The sequence below is a fragment of the Synechococcus sp. CBW1006 genome (assembly GCF_015840525.1).
Classification (GTDB): domain Bacteria; phylum Cyanobacteriota; class Cyanobacteriia; order PCC-6307; family Cyanobiaceae; genus CBW1002.
This window is the reverse complement of sequence record NZ_CP060396.1, coordinates 3441409-3465717: the sequence shown is the minus strand read 5'-3', so window position 1 is coordinate 3465717 and position 24309 is coordinate 3441409. Positions and strand designations below refer to the sequence as shown.

Below are 24309 nucleotides of genomic sequence, written 5' to 3'. Positions count from 1 at the left end.
GAGCGATAAAGTGCACCGGCGCAGCGATGACGGTCGCAATTGGTGGTTTCAAGTGACCTTTGGCCCCGAAGGGACTGGAGCCAACGAAGACAGGTCTGTCACCAAGGTTTTCAGCGTCTATCGAATCGAAGATTAATGGTTAGATTGACAGTGCTGGTCTATCTCACCACTGCTGATACGGAAATCCCTGCTGGTGTCAAGCAACCAGCCGTTCAGCGAGTGGGAGAATGTCATCTCCATTAACGCCATGACGATGGCTCCGGGCGACCGGCTGGTGGTCCGCAGCACGAGCATCCTGATCAAAGGTGAGAGCGACAGGGGGAGCGGGCACGGCGTACCGGCAGGGCAACCCGCTAACGTAATCGCGCAAAGCGCGGTGGTGCATCAGGCCAAAGAGCATGCCGAAGTTCCGTCCCGGTGATAGCGATGCGGAGAGGCAGCCATTGAGCAGACCGAGCCCGAACAGGAAAACCAAAATGAAAAAATGGGTGCCATGGTCGGAGCTGCCACGGCCGTCCCTTTCTGCCGGTAGGGCTGATCTCAGAGGTCGAAAAGAACCCTGTGGATGTAGGCTTCGGTCCACTCCTTCCCATGGAATCGACTGAGCATCCCGCGGGCTGGATCCTTCTCCGCGCGGTAAGCCACATAACGGTGCTGCCCGGCCAGCAGCTCTTGGCGGCGCTCGTCGCTCACGGGCTCCGCCTCGGCCACCAGCTGGAGGTAAAGGTCAAGGTAGGCCACGAAGGCCGGGAACACTGCGCTCTCGATCAGTGTGTCGCCGTCGCCCTCCAAGGGAAGCCTTGTCCAGAGGAATCCTGGCGAGAAGTAAGGCTCAGCCTCGGCTGGAATCGGCCCACCCGAGGGAAGAACCTTCTGCCACTGCTCCCAGATTGGCAGCAGTCGCTCCCACACAGGGGTGGTGTGTCGTTGGTCGGCCTTCAAGGCTGGCTGAAGGTCAAGCGCGATCAGGTGACCCGACGGCAAGGTGACCAGATCGGCGCCGAAGAATGGCAGATCGAAATCACAGGAGGGATTAGCCACGAAGTTCAGCACTGAGGCGGCACTGCCCGCTTCCACGCAGGCCGCCCGCACCTGCCGTAGTTTCGACGTGCTGCAGCCCCAGGAGGCGGTGGTCACAGCAACCGGCTGGGCCTTGGAGCCGGCGATCCCCTCACGACGAAGAAACTGCGCTTCGATCGGATAGGCGGCCGGCTCGAACGGCTGCAGAGCGGCGACCGCATGGTCGAGGAAGGGGGCCCAACGCCAGCCGCCAAGGGCAACGGGATCGAGGCTGCAAGGCTGGGGCAGGGCGGAAGACGTCATCGGGAAATCTCGGTGGGAGGAGCCGGTACAGGGCCACTGCCGGGGAACAGAAACTCCTTCAGGAAGCGATCCGACCAGGCTTTGCCGAAATGGCTGGTGAAGAGACCATGGGCGGGATCTCGTTCTGCGCTGTATACGTCGTAAGCATCCTGAAGGCGTTGTACCTCTTCCGGATTCAGGCCAGCGACCGTTTGGGGGCGGTCATGGAGGGCCCAGTAGCTGGCGAGGAACGCCGTGAACGCCGCAGGCAGCGAACCCTCGGCTTGTTCGGCGTTACCCCTGCAGAAGAGAAGCCATGGCGAGAAGTACTGGTGCGGATCGTAAGAGCGCATGGTTTCCTCGCCGTTCAGGTCTGGGAATCGCTCATGAAGCTGCCGCAGATCTTCCAGGTGATGGGCCAGATACTCCGGCGTCTGGAGCAAAGGTTGGAAATCGAGAACTGCGACCAGTTTTTGGCGGGTTCCGAACCACAGCAGGTCGATCCCCAGCAGTGGCTGATCGCGGTTGAATTCGGGATACGCTACGGAATTGAGCACCTGGAGGCTCTCCCCGGCATCAAGCCGGGTCACCCGCCACCGGCGAATGCCAGGCAACTGCCAGAGCCAACTGCGGATCACGCTGGTGCCCTTGGCAGAGCGGCACTCTGCCAGGCCGTTCGGTATCTGCAGGGATTCGCCTCCCCTGGACCGGATCTGTGCGTGAAGCTCGTCGAGGAAGGGATCGAACATGGTGTGCAGTTAGCTTGCTGAAGCAGGCGGCTGTGAGGCGGGTGGGAAACGCTCCCGTGCCGTTGCCCTGATGGCTTCCAGCTGAGCGCCATTGGGGCAGCGCAGCTCGGTGCAGTAAGTCGTCATGCTGACGCCATCAAGGAATTGCACACTGCTTACACGGATGCGTACGCCTTCGGTGACGAACCAGCAGCGCTCTATCCCTACATTCGTGTCGTAACGAGTGGTAATGGTGAGCATGCCGTCCTCGGCAAAGCAATAGTTGCTGATCACGGGTTGTTTCTCTATGTAGCCCTTGTCCCGGAGTAGAAATCCATGGCGTGGGTTCTCAATGTTCACAACATCTAGCAGAACGGCGGCATGGTCCTCACTGCGACTGTTCTCCTTAAGGTTGCTCTCCCACCAGAAGCGCGCACCACCTCTTACCTGGCTTGTGGCCACCCCAAGGCTTTCGCAGATCTTCCGTACAGCCGAATCTGATGCACCAAAAGGCTCGATGGTGAGATTGGAGTCACCGGCTTCGTCGTCCTGGTGATCCAGATGGTGCACGGCGCGGCGCGTCAGCCAAGTTCCGGAGCTGGCGCCCAGGAAATCCGCCATGGTCAACGGTGGAAGCACTGCCATGTTCTCAGGCGACCACGGCCTCGGTGCTGCCGGTCCGGAGTCGCCGGGTGAGGAAGCCGAAAAGAACCTTCCCGATGGCGGCGACCAGATTTCCCTCCAGTTCCTGGAACATCTTCATATTGCAGTGGAAGGCCTGGTTCGCCTCCGCCACGATGCGGTCTGCCAAGGTCTGATCGATGGGGAGGCTGTCGAGGATGGTGCGGTAGTTGGTCTTGAAGGCCTTTTCGTCGTCGATGGCATCGAACTCGTAGAAGCGCAAGCCGTCGTGCTCGCCCAGGCTCATGGCCTTCTGGGCGATGTTCTTGAGGATCTGGCCCCCGGAAAGGTCGCCGATGTAGCGCGTGTAGTGGTGACCCACCAGCAGCTCAGGGGCCGTCTGGGCCACCTCGTGGATGCGGGCCACGTAGTCCTGGGCGCCTGGGGTGGCTTTGACCTGATGTCGCCAGTCAGGGCCGAAGTAGAAGGCCAGGTCCTGCTCCAGTGCAGGCCGCCGGTTGAGCTGGGGGAAACTGATCGGACCCACAACCGGGTGATCGGCGAGTTTGCCGATCTCCTCCTCCATGGCGCTGTACACATGCCAGAGATCACCCACCAGGGTGCGGTAGCTGGCCTTGTCGACCACCCCCTTGAGGAAGCAGCTCACGAAGCCTGTGTTCTCAGCCATGGTGTGGGCCTTCTTTGTCCCCTCCCGCAGCTGGAGAGCAAGGTTGACAGCCATGGCTACAAGGAACGAATGGATTCTGGCTTGAACCTAAGGGAGGATCGTCCGGGATCAGCTCAGGAAGTTGCAGCCCTCAATGCAAGGCCAAGCATGCACGGCTGGTCTGCATCGGATCAGGAAGGAGCGTTCGCATCGAGTTGGCTAGCCAGCTGGATCAGGACCGCTTCGATGCGCTGCAGTTCGGCGTGGGAGGAGAGGGTGGCCTCCACCTGCTTCTGGGGGAGCTTGAGCCGCTGGCCCATGGCCTTCACATCGGTGACCAGGCGGTCGCGGTAAGCGGTGAGCACTTCGATTGACTCGAGACAGTCCTGATGGCTGGGATCGGTCATGGAGCGGAGAAGGTTTCTCTGGCCAGGGTAGGGAGTCATACGACCCCAGGGGTCATCACTGCGTCCCGAATCTCCCTGGTGGGGGGGGGCTAGGAGTTCGCTGAAAAACCCGGCCACCTCTGCGAGAATGGGCCAGCTGTCCAGCCCAGATGCGAGGTCAACGGGAGCGCAGCGGCTCCCTGTTCTCCTACGTGTCGATTGAGGATCGGATCCCGGCCGGCCATCCGCTGCGGCGGATCCGCAAGCTGGCCGATCAGGCCCTCGATCGCCTCAATCCCACCTTCTGTGATCTGTACGCCGCAGAAGGCCGGCCATCAGTGCCGCCGGAGCAACTGCTGCTGGCCTCGTTGCTGCAGGCGTTCTACGGCATCCGCTCGGAGCGGTTGCTGCTCGAGCAGCTCCACTACAACCTGCTGTTCCGCTGGTTTGTGGGGCTGAGCCCAGATGATCCGATCTGGCATCCCACCACATTCACAAAAAACCGGGAGCGGCTGCTGAACGAGCAGGTGATGGGGAAGTTCCTGGAGAAGCTGATGGGTGCTCCCGAGGTCAAGCCGCTGCTCAGTGACGAGCACTTCTCCGTCGATGGCACCTTGCTGCAGGCCTGGGCCTCCCATGCCTCACTGGAGCGGACCTGTGGGCAGGACGATCCGCCGCCACCGCCGTCAGGCCCTGGCGAGGGTTTTGGCGCTCCAAAGCCCGGCAAGAAGCGAGCGAAAGGGGATTTCCGCGGCATCAAGCTCAGCAACAAGACCCATCGCTCCAGCGTCGATCCAGACGCGCTGCTGTGCCGGAAGTCCAAGGCCCACCCCGCACTCCCCAGCTACCGGGGGCACGTGCTCATGGACAACCGCCATGCCCTGATCGTCGACTGCCGCGTCACACAAGCGACGGGCACCGGGGAGAGGGATGCCGCCAAAGCGATGGCGGCTGCCGTCCCCGGTGCCCACCAGAAGACCATCGGCGCCGACAAGAACTACGACACCAAGGGCTTTGTCGCCGAGATGCGCCGCATCGCCGTGACACCGCATGTCGCTCAGAACACCAGCCGCCCTGGTGGTTCCGCCATCGATGGCCGCACCACCCGCCACGTGGGCTACGCCAAGTCGATCCATGCCCGCCGCGGCATCGAGAAGGTGTTTGGCTGGATCAAACAGTGGGGAGGTCTGCGCCAGTTCAAGCTGCGCGGCACCGAGAAGGTGAGTGCGGTGTTCGGCCTGAATGTGATCGCCTACAACCTGATCCGCCTGGGCAACCTGCTCAAACCGGCGATGGCGGCGGCGTGACCAGCGGGTTGCCCAGAGGTGTGGCCAGGCGGCCGCGCTCAGAGAGCCCCAATGCGGCAAAACACACCAAAAGGGGAGCTCTGAGCCGCTGAAACCCTGAAAACCAGCCCGATAGGAGCTCCGGCCCAGGTCTCAGGAGGGAAAAACGCGACTTCTCAGGCGGTTTTTCCGCAAACTCCTAGGCCCAGGCCGAGGAGATTCTCCAAACGGGAGCCCTTGGCCAACCCGAGAGATCAGTTGCGCGCCAACGCATCTGGGCCGGCAGTCCAGGGCCTGGGAATCGCTCGATCGGGCTTTGATCACGAAATCTTGCGTTACCCTCCTATCGGCAGCCCCGACAATGCAGTCAGGCTAGTTTCATGGGGCTTCAATCCTCAGGACCAGCTCAATAGCGGCTTTTCAATTGCCTTTGCGGCAACTTCGAAATGCCCGAGCCCGAAAGAAGCTTCCCAAGTCCCTAACCAGGCTTCTCCCAAAATGCTCGACGCCTTCTCCCGCGCTGTTTTAAGCGCAGATTCAAAAAATGCTGCTATCGGCACCGGTGAACTGGCTGCTCTTCGTGGCTATGTTGCTGCGGGCAACAAGCGTCTTGACGCCGTCAATGCCATCTCCTCCAATGCATCCTGCATCGTCTCCGATGCGGTCACCGGCATGATCTGCGAGAACACCGGACTGATCCAGGCCGGTGGCAACTGCTATCCCAATCGCCGCATGGCTGCATGCCTTCGCGACGGTGAGATCGTGTTGCGTTACATCAGCTATGCCTTGCTGGCCGGTGATCCCTCCGTTCTTGACGACCGTTGCCTGAACGGCCTGAAGGAGACCTACATCGCTCTGGGCGTGCCCCTTCAGTCCGCCGCCCGTGCCGTGGGAATCATGAAGGCGTCTTCCACCGCTCACATCAACGAAACCAACACCACCGGCACCAATCCGGACGAGACCCGTTTCCGCAAGATGGAAACCATCCAGGGCGATTGCTCCGCACTGGTGGCCGAAGCAGCTTCCTACTTCGACCGCGTAGCCAGCGCTCTGGCTTGATCGGCTTCATCCTGTAGTCTTTTCACCCTTTTTCCATCCTAGGAACCATTCAATGAAATCTGTTGTCACTACTGTCGTGACCGCTGCTGACGCCGGCGGTCGCTTCCCCAGCCAGAACGACCTTGAGGCCGTTCAGGGCAACATTCAACGCGCCACTGCCCGCCTGGAAGCCGCTGAAAAGCTGGCTGCTGGAATGGACAAAGTTGTGCGAGAGGCCGGCGATGCCTGCTTCAAGAAGTACCCCTATCTCAAGCAGCAGGGCGAAGCTGGTAGCAACCAGACCAAGGTTGACAAGTGCTACCGCGATCTCGGCCACTACATGCGCCTGATCAACTACTGCTTGGTGGTGGGCGGCACCGGCCCCCTCGACGAGTGGGGTATTGCCGGTGCCCGTGAGGTTTACCGCACCCTTAACCTCCCCACCGGCGCCTACGTAGAAGCACTCACCTACACCCGTGACCGGGCTTGCGCCCCTCGCGACATGAGCCCTCAGGCTCTGAACGAGTTCAAGAGCTACCTCGATTACGCCATCAATTCCCTCTCCTGATTGTGGGGTGATTCCACGGGGGGAGGCCTAAGGCCTCCCTTTTTTATTGACTGTAGGTTTCTTCCGCCTTTCCCTTAGTAACGTCAACATCCCGATGGCTACTGCCACCAGCACCGGCTCCCTCGATCAGCTGTTCGACGATCTTGGGCATCCCAATCCCTACGTGCAGACAGAGGCGTTTCTGGAGATGGTTCGGCACCATGCCGATGCTTCACTGCCTCGGCTGCTTCTCATGCTGGATCATCAGGATGTGGTGAGGCGAAGGGCAGCGGTGCGCGCTCTTGGTGTTTTCGCGGATCGGGCGATGCTGCCGCTTGCCGCCAAGTTCCACGCAAGTTCCGATGCGACAGTGCGCGCCAGTTGTGTGAAGGCCTATGCCCAGATCGCTTCCAATCGATCCGGCATCGACTTTCCTCCTGAAGCCATGGCTGTTCTTGAGGCCGCCTTGCATGACGGATCCCCCGTGGTGGCGATCACCGCTGTGATGGCCCTTGGCCAGGTTGGCATGCAGGCACTGCCGCTCTTGCTCCAGGTCTGCCGAGGGAACAACGAGGCGCAGGCAGTGGCGGCTGTGACCGCCATGGCGGTCATCGATCATCCGGATGTGGCTGCTTGTCTGATCGAGTTGTCCACAGCCGACAACACCGATCCCTACGTCCTGGAAACGGTGATCTCCTCGTTAGCCAGGTTGGACGATCTACGGAACCGACAGGTATCAGCCTGATGGAGGTCAACCACGATGACGCTCAGAGATCCGTCAGACGTCGTCAACATCTCGTTGATGTTTACGCAGCTGCTGAAGTGAAACCTGCAGCACAGGTTTGACTTGATCGCTGGCTTCTGCAGCGAGAGCAACCTCAAGCTCGGAAATGGCATCCATGGCTCGCAGCTTCATCAACGAAAGGGCGGCATTTTTGCGTACCTGATCCGAACTGTCGCGCAGCAACGGCTGCAGGAGCGGTGATGCCCAGATCGGATCATGCAGCTTCCCCAGCAGAGTGGCGGCCTCTGCGCGCACCAGTTCAGCAGGATCGCCGAGAGCCTCGATCACCAGCAACCTGGCTTCTTGATCGTTGAGGGCCTGGATCTGCTCACCAAGGGCCGCAATGGCCGCCGTACGCACTTCAGTGTGAGCAGAACGGGCGGCACGGCGCAGTGCTTCTGGTGCCTGGGCACCGACGAAGGCAAGTCCCCAGCTGGCCAGACCCATGTGCATGGCGGTGCTTTCGGGATTGGAGAGAACAGCGATCAGAGCCTCCACGGCGCACTCGCCGGTGGCGGCCATAGCACCAACGGCGGAGCCTTGCACGACTGGATCCGGATCATTGAGAAGTGCAGCCAGGAGGTCGGGGAGGGCAACCGGATCACCGATCAGGGTGAGAGTTTTGGCGGCTGCACGGCGTACGGTCACATTGTCGTGGGTTCGCAGGGCCTGGCACAGAGCCGGAACGGCTACGGAACCGACGGCACCGAGGCTCTCGGCAAAGGTGAGCCGCATCAGACCCCGTGGATCGCCGAGCCCCGCCACCATCTTGTTGATCAACTCCTGATCTCCGGGGGGGCGATCTCCCGCACGCAACTGGCGCTTCAGCTCCGAAGCCAACAGGGCTGCTTCCGCTTCACTGAGGGAGGTGGACGTCGATTCTGGCGTAACTGGTTGAGTCTGGTGGATCAAGGTGGCGCGGCATCCCAGCACCTATTCTTGACGCTCAGCCAGTCGGCACCCGGCTGGCGTGTCTCCCCGTAACATGTACTTCATTGGCGCAAAGCAATGACGACCTTCTTCGTATCCCACAACCTGCAGGTGGCCAGTGATTCTTGCCCCCCTTGGGATGGGCAGAAACTGGCGGAAGGGCTGAAACGGTTCTGCCCAGAGGTCACCTCTGCGGAAGCACTCTCCCACCCTCACTGGCGTCTCCAGATGGAGAGCCCGCTGGATGCCGCACGTTTTGCCGAGGAACTGGTGCGAGGTTGGTCCTCACTACGCAGCGAATGCGGCCACAGTGTTCAGCACGTTTTTTTAGCGCTTGGAGGGCGTAGGGACACCCCCGCAGCCAGCTCTTCTCCGCTCGGTTTGGGCGCCTGGGGGGTCGACGTCGTCGAGACTCCTGATGCAGTTGCTTTTCTGGAGGGCATTCAATGGGAACAACTCAAGGCATGCCGCCCCGCCGATGGCGTGTTTGAGGTGCTCTACAAGCCGCTCCAGGTGTCAGCTTCAGGTACGCTTGCTCCTGGAGGCTGACTTGGCTGACTGTCGGCTGCCGCGCTTACTCTCTTTGGCCCGATCAGGCTCCGACTGCTCGGCTTCAGTTGATGGGAGTGCTTCCAAGCTCGCCTTAGTTGAACTTGGCTGGTGTGTTCCACCGTCATCACCATGGGTGTTAGATAGGCTATTGACAGTCAGTGTCAATCCCTGCCGGCGAAGTACATGCATCACGGCGCTCAGGGTTTGCAGTGGGACTCGAATTGTCCTGCATGCGACGTGCCCACCACTCAAGGATCCGATCACGCTCACGTAAAATGTCTCACCCATTCTAGTGGCCATGCTTTCTTGGGTAGTATAGTCGGACCGCCACTAAGCCGTGTCGGGCTCACCCATCGCTACACATTCTGACACCTGCCTGCGCTGCCGTGATCGTTAGTGCATGGCACAATGATCGATGTAATCAAGGATGAACGAACCTGTGAGTTCAACCCGCTTCAATAACATACATCCGGGTCTTACTCAGGAAGAGGCCTTGCGCATCCTGGCTCTACCAGTCGACCAGTTGGAGGCAAGCAGTGATCGCTACATGGCAGCGGCCCAATTGCTCAACTTTCCAGGCAGGCAATCCGAATTTGCTTTGCTTCAGCTCCTCGCAGATTCTGACGACACGCAGGCAACCCTACTCGCCAAACGCAAAGCCGTGGAAGTGTTGGCACGCCTCGGTTGCAGAGATGCGATCAAAAGTATTGGCACGTGCCTAGTCAGTGACGACCATTACTTAGTGGAGAATGCTGCCTGGGCCTTACATCAGTTGGATTGCCAAGATCACTATATCATCAAACAGATGATGGCCCTTTTGGCAGATCAACGACAGAATCGGCGTGTGCTGATTCAGAGTTTGGCGGGGTTAGGGCTTGTGCAAGCAGTTCCTGAGATTAGGTCTCTCCAAGATGACGATGCCCCGGGTGTCCGTGGTGCAGCAATCGCGGCTTTGGCTACTCTGGACGGATCAAGAGATCGGATCCTGAGCCTTGGCGAACTTCTGTTTCTGCCTAATCAGATGGACCGGCAGTCGGCTATTCAGGATGTGATTGATGCCGGCGCAACAGAGCTGCTGGCGGAGGTTCTGCGCGCACCTGTTTCGCCTGTGTTTCGGATGCGGGCGGTGCGTCTGCTCTGGCCTCAATCCCAGCCGCTGAGCAACGGCCTATCGCTCTTGGAGACACTTGATTCGCTGCTACTGGACTCCCCTGCAAGCCTTCAACTCGTTCATCGCTATGCCGAACAACAAGAGTCTCTGTTTTTAATTAATGAGTTGTTTGGCACTGATTTCAGCCGCTGCTATCTTGCGCTGCAAGCACTTGCCGACGAACAGGGTGACCGCCTATGGCCTCTGCTTGAGCAGCGTTGGCTGGAGGAGGCTCACAACGACTATGGAGCTCACTACTTCTTTCTGCGCCTGTTTTCCATGATTGATAGCTGGGGGGACGAAAAGGGTAAGGTTGAAATGCTTTGCGAAGATGCCATCTTCAACCGCCGGCCACAGTTTGCCAAGTCTCGGCCAGCGGCGATTCTGGCTCTATTGGATCTTCAACCCGTCAGATTGAGGTCGCATTTTGCACAACTGCTTGATCCTGAAGCGGAGTCGAACTGGGAATGCCGCTATGCGACGTGGATGGCGGTAGAGCAGATGGTGTCAACAGGAATGTCAGTCGGCACTCAAGTACTGCCACAGTTTAACAACTTTACTGATCCATGCGCTTTTGTGGAGAGCAAGAAACAGAGCGTAGCTAGGCTATTCGCTGATTTCTGAAAACCGTGTCTTCGTACTTCCATTGTTTGCCCAATAGCTAACTATGGCATGCGCTGCAGGCCGTGGAACTCTTGCAGATGCACGAAGAATCTTGAAAGTGCGCTTTGGGCCCATCGGCCAGGCGCCTACTTCCCTAATTGTAATGATCTCACCTCCTAATGAAAGCAGACATTGTTCGAAGCGCTCAATCAGAGATTGATCAACTGTCTCAAAGATAAAATCAGTCCCACGACAAATCAGATGCTGCGAACGGATCCAGTATTCTAGCTGTTGATGAGGATTCTTTGTGTCCATAATCTTTAGCAAATCTCGTGATCATCCTGTAGCCAGGCTTCATCGAGATGGTCGCCAAAGCGTTGTGATCGGACAAAGCGTAGTGGGCCATGCTCAGCTCCCCAGAGATAGGCGTGTGTGCTGGGGTCAAAGCCACGATCTTGACTTACCCAGAAATTCTCTCCAAAGTTAACTTCGCTGACAAGATAGGTGAGCTGACCATCTCTAGGGATCAGGCATCTGCAGCCCGGTTCCACTTCACCCAAGAAAGAACCATCTTCCTTCTGCCGAAAGACCATCGCGCAGCCTGGACGGGGCAGCAGATCACTGGCGACGATGCCAGACAATAGTTCGGGCCGAGATCCTGCTCCAGCCGTTCGAATTCCGTTGCGAAGGCCAAAGTTGAGCATCAGAAGATGATCGTCAGCAGCGATCAAATGATGAACTCCTTGACGGTATGGGCGCCAAGGATCATAATCATAACTCTGTTCAGAGTAAAACCAAGGCCCACGAAGGATACTCCAACGAATCGGACGGAAAAAAATATTAATATGTGAAAATCTGGTTGGTTCCGCCCGTGCCTGTAGATGGTTACTGAAACAGCCTGAGAGTGTTTGAGCAAAATATAGTACGGAAGAAGGATCCATTGCTCAAGTTGCTAATCTTTTGACTTCTGAGCTGAAGGAAGTCTGCAGTATGCCAGACCCCTCTGAAGTACGAAGAACAGATGATCGGCAACGTACATGCTCAGAAAGAAACCAGATGCGCTCCTCGGCTATCGATTGGCCATAGACAGACTTGAGGATAAATGTGCCATCATCAAGAAAGCTGTAAGATGACATTACTGCTTCCGATTCTGCATATCCTTTGCTCCGCATAAGTAGGCCCGTTCGCTTGGTTTGAGGAATGGGAACTAGGAAGCAGGTGCCTTGGGAAACTGCCGTAGGATCATCGGGTTCCCAGTCTGACTCTGCTTCCCAGGTCATCTGAAAAGGGCTTGAGATTGTTCCAGGAATGATCGGCACTGAAAGCAGAAAGTTAACGAGTTCTTGATTATCTGCTGGTAAGCGCTCAATCATAATATTGCTGATAACATCTTCAAATTGCCTGAATGCGAGAGAGTGTGCTGAACGCATAGAGCGCCATTGGCCCTCTGATTGGGCAACGAACTGCTCAATGCTCATGTCTCAATTGCTCTAGGTGTGGGAGCCTATCAGTTTCTAGGCGGGCGGCCTGCACCATGTGGACCAAGCTGTTGATCATCAAATCCATCGCTACAGTCGAGTTGGCCTTGGACATTATGGATTGGACCTGTGCGGACTCAGATTGGGATTGCATGATGGTTCAAGGAGATCAGCCAGTGGTGGGAAGTGCAAGAATGCTTCTCAAAAGATCAAACATCGTTGACTGTCCCACCACAAGCCAGACTAGGAGTGCAGAATCTTCCGATCAGCCATTTGTCACGGACAGAATTGAACCACCACGACGTTGCACACTCTGTAGGGTGGAGGTGAGGCTGCTGAAGGGGACAACGGAGATTTGAACAGCGCGTCGGTTCACTCCTGTTGGAGACGATGTGCTCCAACTAATGCGGTAGCGACGCTGATTGCGGCTTGAATGTGCACCCCGGTTACCGCGAGCAGCCGAAGTCGGTGCCGATCCCGTTGCAAGACTTGCTTTCAGGATCGGGCGTGTGCCACCATCAAAGGCTGCGAAATCACCCCTGAGATTCAGGGAACGGACATAGGTCAGATTGCTCTCACCAGTGGTGGTGACGGTGGTACGCGAGTACGGAACGCTGTCGAAACCGAAGGCGTCGGCGTACTCAGCGGAATACACGTAACTGTCTATTTCGGCTTGATACCCTTCAGCTGCAAGACGCTGAACATGCTCACTCAGTTCAGTTTGGTTGCGTGGTGCTCGGCCGAGCAGGTGCTTGAAGTTGAGTTCAACGAATCGATAGGGACCATTCTTTTCGAGGAATAGACTTCGATAAGTGTCTGAGGATGCAAGGGCAGAAACTAGCCCCTGAACTGTGAGATCTCCCTCGAGGAATAGGCTTTCAGCAGTCGGAACGAGCTGCTCTTCCATCAAGTGTGCATTGCCAAACACCTGACGGTAGGCAGCCCGCAGCACATCCTGTGCATGGGCAGGGTCATGCACTGTTGAAGTGGCGAGAGTAATGGTCTTTGTCATGGAGAAAAGAGCGAAGGGAGAATGGAGTGCTGAGAACGAAATAGTAGGAATAGCCAGTCTTAGGCAACTTCAGTGATTGAGATGATGCGTCCACCACGACGGTGGATGTAGGCCAATTGCGTGGTCATGTCCTTACCAGAGACAAGGTAACTGGCGTTTGGTGTGCGCTGGCGGCCGCCTGCGGGTTGCGCCTGAACGGCAATCCGATAGCGCTTTGTGGTGGGGTCGACCGAACCGCTGAAGGCCGAGCGGCGGTTCAGGCGCACCGTTGTGGTGCTCCAGCCGCTTGGCAGAGCCTTGGCACCCAACGAAGTCACAAGGCTGGAAGAGCTTTGAACGGTGTCGCTACTGGAGTAGCCCTGCACGAGCGCCAAGTGACGATTGAACCCGATCTGGTCGCGGCCATTCTCCGTTTGAATGCGGGCGAAGGGAACAGTGTATTCGCCAAAGCACAGTTGGTATTCGCTGCCATCAAGGTAGCTGCTGATTTCTGCTTCGTAGCCTTGAATCGCCAGTCGCTGGATGTGTTCACTCAGTTCGGCCTGGGAAGCAGGCGCGCGGCCGAGCAGATGCTTGAAGTTGAGTTCTACGAAGCGATAGGGAGCATTGCTTTCGAAGAAACGGCGCCTGTATTCCGGTGAACAGGCAATTGCGCGCACCAATTCACGGGTGCTGAGATACCCCTCTGCAAACTTGCTTTCGGCGCTGAGAACCCGTTCGCTTTCCATGAGATGGGGGTTGCCCATCACCTGGCGGTAGGCAGCACGGATCAAGCCCTGAATCTGATCGGGTGTGTCTCCTGGGACACGTTGGAAGATTTCCTGGCTGCGCTGACCGAGCCCAAAACCCACATACAGATCTCCACGCAGCGGAATGGAATCTCCTCCATCGCTGCTGCTGCGACGCACAGGCGCATACACACTACGACCTGTGGCCGTTCCGCCGAAGCCTCCAGAGCTTTGCGCTCGATACACCTGGGCCGGTACACGAATCGTGATTGGCTGATTCCTAGCCAGACTGCCGAGAAGCTGACTCATGGAGCCAATGGCGGAATCGCTGCCAGCAAAGTTTTGCTCCAGGGCGGCGATTCTATTGAATGCGGATTGAGGCGAGCCTGCAGGGCTGTTCCAAGTGCGGATGTAAGGGGCCGTGTGGTCCCCAAAAGAGTTTTCGTACTCCTCGGAATCAATGAGGGCATCAATGCTGGCGTCAAAGCCGGCGTGAGCTATTCTCGCCACTTCGGTGCTCACTTCTGCCTCATCAATAGGCGGGCGTCCAAGTAGATGTTTGATGGCCAGTTCAACGCAGCGATGTGGCGTTACCGCTTCGTAGAAGCGTGAGCTGTAGAACGTTGACTTCGCGAGGGATCGAACGAACTCTCTGACCGTTAGGTTTCCATGTTTCAGCTGTGATTCCGAAGACTCGAGACGCTCGCTTTCCATCGGCATGGTGTTGCCGAAAACATGCCTGTAGCAGGCGCTGATCACTTGGCTCAGACTGGATTCGTCATCACCAGCTTTATAGGTAACTGGATTGGTAAGAAGAGACGTAGCGCCAAAGCTGAGGGCAAAGGATTGGTTGCACATGACGTGGGGCGGGGGTGGGGAGGAGATTGGGGTGTGCTGGGGCAGCGAGCGACTATGCCGCCAAACAGGTTTGGACGTTCTCTGAGTCAAGTGGCAATCATTGAAGAATCATATAGCGGCAATACTGGCGATCACTCCTCCTTCGCGATGAATCTGCTTATACTTAGTTGATAGCTGATTGAAGGGTACGAAGTAGGTTCGGTTCGATTTCTTGTAACGAGAAACCGGTTTTACGTTATTGGCGCGATACGCCGTAACATCCACTCGATAAATGCGCCCTTCTGCTCCAGCGCCTACTCCCAAGCGCGTCTGAGCATCCTGGAGATTAGAAGATGGCCTGAAACTCCACCCCTGGCTGTCGGCGGAGGAGGGTGGAATCACTGCAACCGCTCGGTTGAGATAGGCATTTCCACCGAGTCGCGAAGCCTTACCGGCAAGACTGCCCTTGAGGCTGCTGCTGCTGGCTCCCCTGAGCAACTGGAAGCTCCAGGTGAACTCCTGCATGGTGAGACAGCTTTCCGTCTTCCAACCCCTCTGGAAGGGAATAGTCCACTCACCGAAGGCGCTCTGGTATTCGTCTGAATCGATGAAGCTGTCGATGTCTGCGTCATAGCCGTGACTATCGAGGCGCTCTGCGTGGGCACGCATCTCTTCAAAATCTGCAGGTGCACGGCCCAGCAGGTGCCTGAAGGCCAGTTCGATATAGCGGTAGCGTGTGCAGGCATCGAAGAATCGAGCCCGATAGAGATCGCTCTTGGCGATGGTGCGAATGAACTCACGTACGCTGATCTCACCCAGCTTCAGCTGGGACTCTGGAACCAGTTGGCGCTCGCTCTCCATCACATAGGCGTTACCCAACACTTGGCGGTAGGCGGCCTGAATCAGCTGCTCTTTGTTCGCGCTGCTATCACCAGGAAGCAGCTCGAGGGGTCCTTCGCTGTCGAATCGTTCAACGCCCAGGATCGAGGCGGGGCCGAAAGACATGAGATACCTTTCCTTAGACTACTCGTTGAGCATGGTATGATTTAGGGCAAATTTAGCAGTAGTTTCACAAATCGCAACTCTCTCCTTTTCTGGCTGGCTGGAGGAACTGGTGTTCTACACAGCCCATTGCTGCAGGCCCATCGTGACTGGGTAATCTGTTTCCCATGAGGCACGGGCACCAGCCGAACACAGTGGATATCCCGGAGTTTTCAAAGCAGCCCTAGGCCATGCAGTGGCCCGTGCCGACTGATCACCTCCATCAGGAAGGCGGCAATGCCGAGCATCGCCAGCCGGCCGTTCCAGAGTTCGGAGCTGTTGTTCCAGCCCCAGCCCCACTTGTCCTGGGGGTTGAGATTCACCTTGGTGGGCAGCTGAGCGGCTTGATCGAGATCGGTTTCCGTTTCAGCCATCGCCTGCTGCACCAGGTCGGTCAGGGCGGCAATGAACGCCGGATCCGTGTCCAGCGCCGGTACGCGACGGAAGTTCTTCACGCCGGCTGCTGTGGCGAGTTCACGGTATTCCATGTCGATTTCCTCGAGGGTTTCGATATGCTCACTGACAAAGCTGATCGGCACTACCACAAGATCTTTCACTCCTTGCTCCCCCAATTCCTGCAGGGCATCTTCGGTGTATGGCTTGAGCCATTCCACCGGACCGACACGGCTCTGGTAGGCGAGGGTAAAGGGGTTGGTATGGCCCAGCTGCTGCTCCAGGCGCTGAAGGATCAGCTTGCTGCAGGCCACGATCTCCAGTTGATAGGGATCTCCGGCATCCTCCACATAGCTCTTTGGCACACCATGGGCGCTGAAGAACACATGAGCGGCTGCCGGATCCCCACAGGCTTCTATTTCGCGGGCGATCAAACTAGCCAGCGCTTGGATGTAGCCGGGATGGTCATACCAGCTACGGATGCAGCGGATTGGCAGGCGGCTGAAGGCCGGATCGGTGTTGCGCAAGCGCTGCAGCTCGCGGAAGCTTGAGCCACTGGTGCTGATCGAGAAGTGAGGGTAGAGCGGCAGCACAACCACTTCATCCACTCCATCGGCCTTGAGGTCTGCTACCGCGGATTCGGTGAACGGATGCCAGTAGCGCATGGCTACGTAGCTGTTGGCATCCACTCCATGCTGTCGCAGGCTGCTCTGTAGCTCTCGGGCCTGCTGCTCGGTGATGCGTCGCAACGGCGAACCGCCACCGATTGAGCGGTAGGCCTGCCGCGACTTGCCGCTGCGTAAGCTGCTGATCAGCCAGGCGAATGGCTTCTGCAGTGCCGATAGTGGCAGGCGGATGATCTCCGGATCGGAGAACAGATTGTACAGAAAGGGCCCGACGTCCTGGATGCGTTCCGGTCCGCCAAGGTTCAGCAGGAGCACGCCGACTCGGGGCTTTCGTTTCGTTGCAGAAGGTTCCATACCGTCAGTAATTCAAGATTGGCTTCAGCCAAGAAGGCTTTCGCGCGTCGTTCGGCGTGTCAGTGGGTTCCAGCAGTCGAGTTCCTGGAAGGCCCTGCCAAGCAGAGATGTTCGAAGGGCATCGGGGTAGATTGCATCTGAAAAGTCTGCCCCGCGAATGCAGCCAGCGGTGCTTAATTCAACGTTGTTGAGATCTGCACATCGGAAATCTACATAGTCAAGCTGGCAGTTCAGGAATCGAGTCTCCTCACATAAAGCACCTCTCAATCTGGCATGGCGTAGATCTGCTCCAGCCAGTCGCGCGCCACGCAGGCAAGCACCAGAGAGATCAGCTCCACTGAGATAGGCGCCCATCAACGATGCTTCTTCCAGATCCATCTCGGAAAGATCCGCACTGTTGAGAAAGGCCCCATTCAGCTTTGCCTGCGGGCCGATCGCCCCACAGCTTCGGAAATCGAAGCCGTTCGGCCAGATTGTATGACTGTCATAGCGAGCCAGTCGGAGATCCGTGCCTTCAAGTCGGCAGCCATGAAGGTCAACACCTCTGAGATCTACTCGGCATAATCGCGCTTTAGAAAGATCTATCTCACCCAGTGTTAGGTTGCGCCAGTCGGCTCCCCTGGCGTCAAATGCGCCTTCATGCACATTGCCAGGAGGTTTCTGCTGTTCGGGGGTGGTGCTGTAAAAGGAGAGTGAAGCCAAGCGGGAAGGTGAAGTCACGATATCTGTAGATTTGTTGTTTCGTTTGGATATTGGCATCTAGTTTGCATTTATCGCCATGGGCTTCGATCCAATGGCGCTCCAGGCCAAAGCAGGAATGTAGTTTGAATCGGTTGGCAGGCTTTAGACACCGGCGCTATAAGTGATTGAACTAACAAGATCATAGGAGAGCCTCAGTGGCTGAATTGGATATCTGTTGCAACTGTTGGATCATCTGCTCAAGGTGCAGAAGGGCCTCTCCTAAAAGGGATGCATCACTTGGGCTCGAATAGGTTGAATAGTCTGAAAGTGCCTCAGCCTTGAGAAAACCTATCGCAAGCGCCATGCTGCTGATTGGCACAGCTAGTTCCCGATACAAAACACCAAGGCCCTTTACTCCGGGAAGATGGGTGAACGCTGGGCGACCTGCCGCAACGGCATAAATGGTTACTCTCAGAAAATGCCAGCAGTCGCGCCAACACGCTTCCGCTCTTGCCTCAGGGTATAGTGCACCGCCGGGCAGGATTAAGCCTGGATCTTCCAGAAGCAATCGACTCTTGGCAGAGGCAACGATCAGTGGAGTGTTTGATTGAAGCCGCTGCAGATGATCAGCATTGACAGCAGTGAAACTACAGATGACGCCCAAGTCATGGCCGCTCAATGGCCGAGCTTCGGTATCTGCTTGCTGAATTCTTTCACGAACTGACGATGGCAGAGATTGATCGTACATCAAGCCGAGTATGCGCGCCTCGGCTCTTAGCTGTTTCAGTCTTTCGTCCATGGGATCATTCAGGGTTCAGCTGTTTCAGGTCTTAGGTGCTTGCAGTGGCTTGAAGCGTGGTGTCACCTGAGTCTTGCTCCTGATGGAGAACGGGCGTGGCGACGAGGTGGCCATGGCGCTCAAAGTAAAGTGCCCAGGTAACTTTTCCGGCAATACCCGGACAGTTCAAGAGGACAGAATTCACCAAGCCAGAGTTTAGGCCAAGAGCATGCAAAAGCAACCTGCAATCATCTTGACTCCTTACAGAAGCAGGGCGAATTGCTGCTCCTACGACCCAGCCGAGTGAGGTATCTTCAAGTGGCCCCGTGGAACTTAAGCAAGCCAACAGGAGATTGGTGTCCTCACCAGCAATTTGCTTATGCTCTAATCTCCATAGCTCAAGATTCTGAGGATTCAGGGAAATTCGGAATCCGGGCTGACTGGCGTCAGGGACAACCTCGTCTTGGCCTTGATGGGCGCCGATAATAGCATTGAGCTGGCGAAGGGGATCGGTCATCTCAGTTCTCGTTACAGGGAGAAGATCTTAATCTGGCTCACCTTCTGCAGTACGACAGCATAACCCTTCACCTCGGCCATCAGTTGAGCCCATCAGTAGCTGGATTGACCATGAACCCATGGCTCAAAGGATGATGACTGTAACCCGGCTGCTTTGTACTCACTTCTATTTTACTCCAGTGCTCAGCATGGCAGCTGCGATCCAGAGCACGAGTCCCGTGATCACGAAACCACCGGTCGCCACGGTGTTCTGCCAGAGCTTGCGAGCCCACGGTGCTGGGGCGTTGGCGAGCCAGGCCGGTCGTTTGGTGATCGCATTCTGCCAGTCCTGCTTGGCGGGAGCTCGCATGGCGGCTTTGTCCCTCCAGGCACTGTCGTAGCGTGGGGCCTGCTGGTTGAAGGGCATGGTGCCCAAGACTTGGCCCGGCAATGTGCGTGACCTCTGGCAGGGAACAGCATTGTATCCAAATGTATCCATGTATTCTTCTGAATCCAGTAGTGTATTAATAAACGCACCCAGACCCTGCTGGGCGATCAGGATGGAGTAGGCGAGCCGTTCACGATTGCCGTGTACAGGACGGCCTAGGACCCGGTTCACCACCTGCTCAACCATGCGGTAGTTGTTGTTGCAGCGGTAGAAATCGTCCCGGAATTTGCGAGACAGCAGCAGACCACGCACGAAATCCCGCATCGTGATCTGACCGTTTCGCAGCTGCGACTCAAGCGCTGGATCACGATCGACCTTGAAAGCGTGAAAGAAGATCTGTTGGTAGGCCTGTGCAATCTGGCTCTCAAAGTTGCTGTTGCCGCTGAGCCCACCAGCTTCGGACTGTAACTCACGGCTGTCCTGTCCGCCGGGCACAAGGAAGCTGTTCACCCGTGCATTCATGGTAAGCAGCTGTGTAGCAAGAAGCGGGAGGGCCATGGGCGAATACAATCTGTTGAATTATCCAACGCCTTTATGCTGCATCAGATCTCGTCAGGATGCATGTACATCAAGCTTCACTTCTGTTGATCTGGTCAGCGGACACTCCCCTTGCCTGTGGCTGCGACTCGAGGGAGCCGGCGCCTGGGTGCATCCAGAAGCAAGTTGCTGAGCAGGCCTTTGCCGCTATGGGGGTAGTGGCAGCATCGAGTGCCCCGTCGATCGACGGCGAGGCAGACTTTGTTTACTTGGAGGATCCAATCTTTCGTTACTGGTGCTCAGTCTTGGTTGTATTCGGCGCAGGAGTCGATTGAGCTGGTAGAGGCCCCCTGCCCATGCAGAGCGGCGTTGGTTCTGACGCATTCCCTAACATCTGTTGGTGGCATTGTCAGCCAGTAGCAGGCATAAAAAAGGGCTCCGACTGGAGCCCTTTGCGCTATGGTAGTAATCCGGTGTTGAGCCAGGGGGCTAGAACGAGGTCAAACCAACGCGTTGATGGCGTAGTCGATGTAGTTGTTGGCCTCGGTTGCCGCTTCCCCGCTAAGTCCGTGGTTGGACTTAATGTAACTCAGTGCTTCCACGTACCAGGACGGGGAGAGCTCAAACGACCGGTTGATCTCATCGATACCAGCAATCAAGTATTCATCCATTGGGCCAGTTCCGCCAGCCACAAGGCAGTAAGTGACCATTCGGAGGTAGTAACCGATGTCACGAGCGCACTTGTCTTTGCCACGTTGGTCGGCTGCGTAATTGGCCCCTTGCATCTGGATTGTGTAAGGAAACTTGCTGTAGACTGCTTGAGCAGCACCATTGACCAAGTTGTCAGCTTTCGAAGTCAAGGCCTTGGCTGCTTCAAGGGCTACCTTGGCCCGTGTGAAACGTCCAAATGCTGCGTTGATTTCGGTGTTGCTCAAGAAGCGTCCTTGAGAGTCAGCTGAGGAAACGGCTTCGGTTAGGGGAGTCTTTGACATGGTTGAGGGGGCGGATGAATGGAAACCTGATCGGGATGTTGATCAGCCGACAGCGGCGGCGGCGCGATCGAAGTAAGTACCGATCTCGGAGACGAGGGCGGTGCAGTTACCAGAGGTGATGCCGGTGCGGTCATTGACCGTGGCAACCGCAGCTTCCTTCATCTTGCGAACACCCTCAGCAACTGATGCTCCAGGGGTGCCAAGGGCCAAATAGGTTTCACGAAGCCCGTTGAGGCAGCGATCTTCCAGCACAGAAGCGTCGCCGGCGAAAATGGCGTAGGAGATGTATCGGAGGATGATCTCCATGTCGCGCAGGCAGGCGGCCATGCGACGGCTGGTGTAGGCATTCCCACCTGGGGCAATCAGGCTTGGCTGCTGAGCGAAGAGTTCGCGAGCAGCGTTGGTCACGATCTTGGATGCATTGGATGTGATCCGGTTGACTGCATCCATGCGCTTGTTGCTGTCGGCCACCATCGCCGCAAGGGCGTCGATCTGACCAGCATTGATGAATTCGCCGCGGGCATCAGCCTGAGCAACGACCTTGGTGAAGGCGTCGAACATGTAAAAAAAGCTCCTGTTCTCGACGGGTTTGGGTCGGGAGTTGTGTATTCAACACGGTGAAGGCGCCATAAGGGACCTCACCTTCCAGGTGTTGGAGTCTGGTGAAGACCGGCAGAACCGGTTAGCCGGCTACGCCGAGCGACGCCCAGAAGGACCTCGGCTGGACCTAGGTATTTTTGTCCCTTGGGCCTTCGGTTTGGCCGATGATTCACAAATGGTCATCCCTGGATAAAGCGTTGCCGCGCAGGCCTTCTTGGGTGTTTGCCTCTGGTTGCGAACCCGTGGAGCCCCTTTGTGCCGCTGGTCCAAGACATTTGTGTTGCCCCTTGAACAGCAGTCGAGGGGTCCTAGGTCGTGATTTTCCCTCTGCTAACCGCCTGTCACATCAGTGAACTTGCCAGTTGCCCAGCTTCCAGTCCAGGGGCAGCGGCTCCAGTTCGCATGGCATCAATCGTGAGAGTGCCCCAATTCTTTCCTTCTGGCCAGTCAGCAGGCTTGATCAACGCATCAAGTTCTAGCTGAGCGCCTCCTCCACTGGAATCACGATCATCATGGTCGTCATCGTCTGCTGCCTGAGCAAGTGCTTCTAGAAGGATCTCTTTGCCGCGCTGCACCACCAGCTCGTTGATACGGCGCAGATCCTCGTCAGAAAAACGCTGCTGGCGTCCCCAGCAGTGGTGTAAATCCCCTGGGCCTCAGCCCCGGCGTAGCCGGGGCTGAGCGAGCACACCTCAGACGCCTGGCGTTGCAAGGGGTGGGCAGGCCCGTTTCCCTGGTTCGAGAACCACCTCAACCAGACGAACCATGCCCAAGACCCATCGTGCCGCAGTTGACCTGGCGCCGCTACTGGATGGCAGCAGTGCCGGCGAGCTGATCCCGGAGCTGGCCCGCCACGGCCTGCAGCAGCTGATCGAGCTGGAGGTTGCCGCCGTGCTGGGTGCCGACCGCCACGAGCGCACCGAGGAGCGGCTCGGCTATCGCAACGGTTACCGGCCCCGCAGTCTGACCACCCAGGTAGGCGACATCGACCTGCTGATCCCCAAACTGCGGGCTGGCAGCTTCCTGCCCTCGATCCTCGAGCCCCGTCGCCGGGTGGAGCAGGCCCTCTACGGCGTGATCATGGAGGCCTACATCGGGACTCCTGAAAAAGATTCTCGGCCCATCGGCGCCGGATTCGTCCGTTTGCTTCGCGTTAATCAGGCTGGCAAGCGCGGTGACATCAAGTCGGCCAGATCTCAAAAGCATGGCTTGCAGATGCCCTCAGGCGCTCTGATCGCTGACCAGGCCATAAAAAAGCTGTAGATCCACCCAAAAAGAAGGACAAAAAAGAGGCGCAGCAGCCTCAAGACCTTTTCCGCGCACATCACGACAAAGGCCATCGAGATGGAGGATTCGGCACCAGCTGGTAGACGAGCCATGATCAGATCCAGGGAATACTTGCGCTTTCCAGAGCCAAAGACGCCTTCCACTTCATTGCGTCGAGCTTGATCAGATCGGAGCTGGTGCTTGTGTGCAGTGGTGACATCAGGATCCTTGGGCGGGCGACCCAATCGCTTGCCGGAGAGGCGAATACCGTTCCTCGTGCAGAAATGCCTATTCTTGGCCGTGATATAAATCCGGTCGGCGCAGATTCGCTCTGGGTAAGATCCTGTATCCAGCTTGTATTTTTCCGCCTGAGCGATAAGGTCTTCTCCTTCGTTGTAGGGGTTCCAGCTTATGCGGTGCAAGAACGGAAAGCCGTTTTGAACCGAAACACTGATTTTGGCTCCAAACTCCACCGCAGCACGTGCTTTGCCTCGCACCATTGGGCGGATATGGGTCTGCACAAGATTCACCAGGCGGTCTGGAATGCTGTTGGTCTGAGAGGCGAGCAGAAGGCCCTGTTGCCGCTCCAACTCGCTGCAGGCCAACAACTTCTGCCACCAATGCCTCTTAAGCTCGGAAAGCCTTGCCCCGCAGCCGATCAGAGCATCAATGGCCTTGAGATTCTGCCGCACATAGCCAAGCTGATGTTTAATGGCAGCCTTCACTTTGCGGCGACGTGGTCGTTTTTGCTTCGCCACTCTCAGGAAATGAGCACGAGCAAGGCCACGGTCGTAGCGAGGTCGATGTCTCCTGAATCCCGATGACTGACTGCACAGATCATCAATGACTCGCTCGGTCGTTGTGCGAGCCTCGTTGAGGAGCTTGAGGTCTCTGGGATAGGTGATGTCGGCTGGAGTGCAACTGGCATCAATCGTGAGAGTGCCCCAATTCTTTCCTTCTGGCCAGTCAGCAGGCTTGATCAACGCATCAAGTTCTAGCTGAGCGCCTCCTCCACTGGAATCACGATCATCATGGTCGTCATCGTCTGCTGCCTGAGCAAGTGCTTCCAGAAGGATCTCTTTGCCGCGCTGCACCACCAGCTCGTTGATACGGCGCAGATCCTCGTCAGAAAAACGCTTGCGAAAGTGCACCATCATCGAGGCATCAAACGGTGCCTTAGCTGTGTAGCCCGCAAAGCCGAGAAAGAACTGAATATAGGCGTTCTCTCTGATCTGATGGACTGTCTCTTCGTCGGTGAGCCCTAACTTCTGTTTGATGTAGAGAGCACCAAAGGCCATTCTCACTGATTTGGCTGGAGCGCCAATTGTGGCGCTGAATTGAGGGGCATAGGTTTCTTCCAGCTCATCCCATGGGATCAGCCCCTCCAGTTGAACCCAGCGATTCTCGGGATCAAGTGTGCCGCCAAATGGCAGGTGGAACTCCTTGATTGAGATCTGACCGTTATTGTGCCTCCGGTACATATTGAGCGATCAGGAGTAAAGGCAATCA

General features: G+C 57.1%; 28 protein-coding genes. 8 read left to right on the top strand and 20 right to left on the bottom strand.

What is annotated here, in order from left to right:
* The first annotated feature begins 193 nt into the window (after positions 1–193).
* Entirely contained in the window at positions 194–421 is a 228-nt protein-coding gene (locus H8F26_RS17140) for a hypothetical protein (RefSeq protein ID WP_197155996.1), read from the top strand.
* A gap of 119 nt (positions 422–540) precedes the next feature.
* On the opposite strand, the gene H8F26_RS17135 is transcribed toward H8F26_RS17140, so the two are convergent.
* From H8F26_RS17135 to H8F26_RS17115, 5 genes are all read right to left on the bottom strand, one after another.
* A complete protein-coding gene (locus H8F26_RS17135; protein ID WP_197155994.1) occupies positions 541–1323 on the bottom strand; it encodes a phycoerythrobilin:ferredoxin oxidoreductase in 783 nt (260 codons plus the stop codon).
* On the bottom strand, positions 1320–2051 hold the full coding sequence (locus H8F26_RS17130; RefSeq protein ID WP_197155991.1) for a 15,16-dihydrobiliverdin:ferredoxin oxidoreductase: 732 nt from the start codon (positions 2049–2051) through the stop codon (positions 1320–1322). Before H8F26_RS17130 ends, H8F26_RS17135 begins: the two co-directional genes overlap by 4 nt.
* A 9-nt stretch (positions 2052–2060) precedes the next feature.
* On the bottom strand, positions 2061–2651 hold the full coding sequence (locus tag H8F26_RS17125) for a phycobiliprotein lyase (protein WP_197155989.1): 591 nt from the start codon (positions 2649–2651) through the stop codon (positions 2061–2063).
* 28 nt (positions 2652–2679) lie between these two features.
* Positions 2680–3393, bottom strand: a complete 714-nt coding sequence (locus H8F26_RS17120; RefSeq protein WP_197155987.1) for a heme oxygenase (biliverdin-producing) — start codon at positions 3391–3393, stop codon at positions 2680–2682.
* A gap of 116 nt (positions 3394–3509) precedes the next feature.
* Positions 3510–3725 carry a hypothetical protein gene (locus H8F26_RS17115; protein WP_197155985.1) on the bottom strand — a complete coding sequence of 72 codons (216 nt, stop codon included), beginning with the start codon at positions 3723–3725 and terminating at the stop codon, positions 3510–3512.
* A gap of 149 nt (positions 3726–3874) precedes the next feature.
* Here H8F26_RS17115 and H8F26_RS17110 point away from each other — a divergent pair, with 149 nt between their 5' ends.
* From H8F26_RS17110 to H8F26_RS17095, 4 genes are all read left to right on the top strand, one after another.
* Positions 3875–5011: an IS5 family transposase gene (locus H8F26_RS17110; RefSeq protein ID WP_197155982.1), complete on the top strand. Its 1137-nt coding sequence runs from the start codon at positions 3875–3877 to the stop codon at positions 5009–5011.
* 477 nt (positions 5012–5488) lie between these two features.
* Positions 5489–6049 (top strand): class 1 C-phycoerythrin subunit beta, encoded by a 561-nt coding sequence (gene cpeB / locus H8F26_RS17105; protein WP_197159308.1) that lies wholly within the window; start codon positions 5489–5491, stop codon positions 6047–6049.
* A 52-nt stretch (positions 6050–6101) separates the two neighbouring features.
* Entirely contained in the window at positions 6102–6596 is a 495-nt protein-coding gene (gene cpeA, locus H8F26_RS17100; protein ID WP_197155979.1) for a class 1 C-phycoerythrin subunit alpha, read from the top strand.
* A gap of 46 nt (positions 6597–6642) precedes the next feature.
* The gene (locus H8F26_RS17095) at positions 6643–7320 is read left to right on the top strand and encodes a HEAT repeat domain-containing protein (protein ID WP_231605320.1); all 678 of its coding nucleotides are present in this window, start codon (positions 6643–6645) and stop codon (positions 7318–7320) included.
* Between the two features lie 33 nt (positions 7321–7353).
* Here the strand turns inward: H8F26_RS17095 and H8F26_RS17090 are convergent, their stop codons facing one another.
* Positions 7354–8199 (bottom strand): HEAT repeat domain-containing protein, encoded by an 846-nt coding sequence (locus tag H8F26_RS17090; RefSeq protein WP_231605319.1) that lies wholly within the window; start codon positions 8197–8199, stop codon positions 7354–7356.
* 168 nt (positions 8200–8367) lie between these two features.
* Here H8F26_RS17090 and H8F26_RS17085 point away from each other — a divergent pair, with 168 nt between their 5' ends.
* Together H8F26_RS17085 and H8F26_RS17080 are read left to right on the top strand one after the other, a co-directional pair.
* Positions 8368–8838, top strand: coding sequence for a DUF2656 family protein (locus H8F26_RS17085; protein ID WP_197155976.1), 471 nt, complete (start codon positions 8368–8370; stop codon positions 8836–8838).
* A gap of 430 nt (positions 8839–9268) precedes the next feature.
* On the top strand, positions 9269–10615 hold the full coding sequence (locus H8F26_RS17080; protein WP_197155974.1) for a HEAT repeat domain-containing protein: 1347 nt from the start codon (positions 9269–9271) through the stop codon (positions 10613–10615).
* 299 nt (positions 10616–10914) lie between these two features.
* Here H8F26_RS17080 and H8F26_RS17075 read toward each other — a convergent pair whose 3' ends face one another.
* The 13 genes from H8F26_RS17075 to H8F26_RS17015 form a co-directional block, all read right to left on the bottom strand.
* Entirely contained in the window at positions 10915–11535 is a 621-nt protein-coding gene (locus H8F26_RS17075; RefSeq protein WP_197155971.1) for a chromophore lyase CpcT/CpeT, read from the bottom strand.
* A gap of 3 nt (positions 11536–11538) precedes the next feature.
* The gene (locus H8F26_RS17070; RefSeq protein ID WP_197155970.1) at positions 11539–12072 is read right to left on the bottom strand and encodes a phycobiliprotein lyase; all 534 of its coding nucleotides are present in this window, start codon (positions 12070–12072) and stop codon (positions 11539–11541) included.
* Between the two features lie 265 nt (positions 12073–12337).
* Positions 12338–13084: a phycobilisome rod-core linker polypeptide gene (locus H8F26_RS17065; protein ID WP_197155967.1), complete on the bottom strand. Its 747-nt coding sequence runs from the start codon at positions 13082–13084 to the stop codon at positions 12338–12340.
* Between the two features lie 59 nt (positions 13085–13143).
* The gene (locus H8F26_RS17060; protein ID WP_197155965.1) at positions 13144–14670 is read right to left on the bottom strand and encodes a phycobilisome rod-core linker polypeptide; all 1527 of its coding nucleotides are present in this window, start codon (positions 14668–14670) and stop codon (positions 13144–13146) included.
* A gap of 108 nt (positions 14671–14778) precedes the next feature.
* Positions 14779–15654 (bottom strand): phycobilisome linker polypeptide, encoded by an 876-nt coding sequence (locus H8F26_RS17055; RefSeq protein ID WP_197155962.1) that lies wholly within the window; start codon positions 15652–15654, stop codon positions 14779–14781.
* A 209-nt stretch (positions 15655–15863) separates the two neighbouring features.
* Positions 15864–17063, bottom strand: coding sequence for a ferrochelatase (gene hemH, locus H8F26_RS17050; protein ID WP_197155959.1), 1200 nt, complete (start codon positions 17061–17063; stop codon positions 15864–15866).
* Between the two features lie 24 nt (positions 17064–17087).
* Positions 17088–17783 carry a pentapeptide repeat-containing protein gene (locus tag H8F26_RS17045; RefSeq protein WP_370594644.1) on the bottom strand — a complete coding sequence of 232 codons (696 nt, stop codon included), beginning with the start codon at positions 17781–17783 and terminating at the stop codon, positions 17088–17090.
* 160 nt (positions 17784–17943) lie between these two features.
* The gene (locus tag H8F26_RS17040; RefSeq protein WP_197155956.1) at positions 17944–18543 is read right to left on the bottom strand and encodes a phycobilisome polypeptide; all 600 of its coding nucleotides are present in this window, start codon (positions 18541–18543) and stop codon (positions 17944–17946) included.
* A gap of 31 nt (positions 18544–18574) precedes the next feature.
* Entirely contained in the window at positions 18575–19039 is a 465-nt protein-coding gene (locus tag H8F26_RS17035) for a hypothetical protein (protein ID WP_197155954.1), read from the bottom strand.
* A gap of 165 nt (positions 19040–19204) precedes the next feature.
* Positions 19205–19963: a phycobilisome rod-core linker polypeptide gene (locus H8F26_RS17030; RefSeq protein WP_197155953.1), complete on the bottom strand. Its 759-nt coding sequence runs from the start codon at positions 19961–19963 to the stop codon at positions 19205–19207.
* A 479-nt stretch (positions 19964–20442) separates the two neighbouring features.
* The gene (gene cpcA / locus H8F26_RS17025; RefSeq protein ID WP_197155951.1) at positions 20443–20934 is read right to left on the bottom strand and encodes a phycocyanin subunit alpha; all 492 of its coding nucleotides are present in this window, start codon (positions 20932–20934) and stop codon (positions 20443–20445) included.
* Positions 20935–20976: 42 nt separating this feature from the next.
* Entirely contained in the window at positions 20977–21495 is a 519-nt protein-coding gene (locus H8F26_RS17020; protein WP_197155949.1) for a phycocyanin subunit beta, read from the bottom strand.
* Positions 21496–21875: 380 nt separating this feature from the next.
* Complete coding sequence (locus H8F26_RS17015) at positions 21876–22112, bottom strand: hypothetical protein (protein WP_231605317.1); 237 nt, start codon at positions 22110–22112, stop codon at positions 21876–21878.
* Between the two features lie 187 nt (positions 22113–22299).
* Here H8F26_RS17015 and H8F26_RS17010 point away from each other — a divergent pair, with 187 nt between their 5' ends.
* Complete coding sequence (locus tag H8F26_RS17010; RefSeq protein WP_370594643.1) at positions 22300–22797, top strand: transposase; 498 nt, start codon at positions 22300–22302, stop codon at positions 22795–22797.
* On the opposite strand, the gene H8F26_RS17005 is transcribed toward H8F26_RS17010, so the two are convergent.
* Positions 22731–24281, bottom strand: coding sequence for an IS5 family transposase (locus H8F26_RS17005; RefSeq protein ID WP_197155761.1), 1551 nt, complete (start codon positions 24279–24281; stop codon positions 22731–22733). The genes H8F26_RS17010 and H8F26_RS17005 overlap by 67 nt on opposite strands.
* Between the last annotated feature and the right edge of the window lie 28 nt (positions 24282–24309).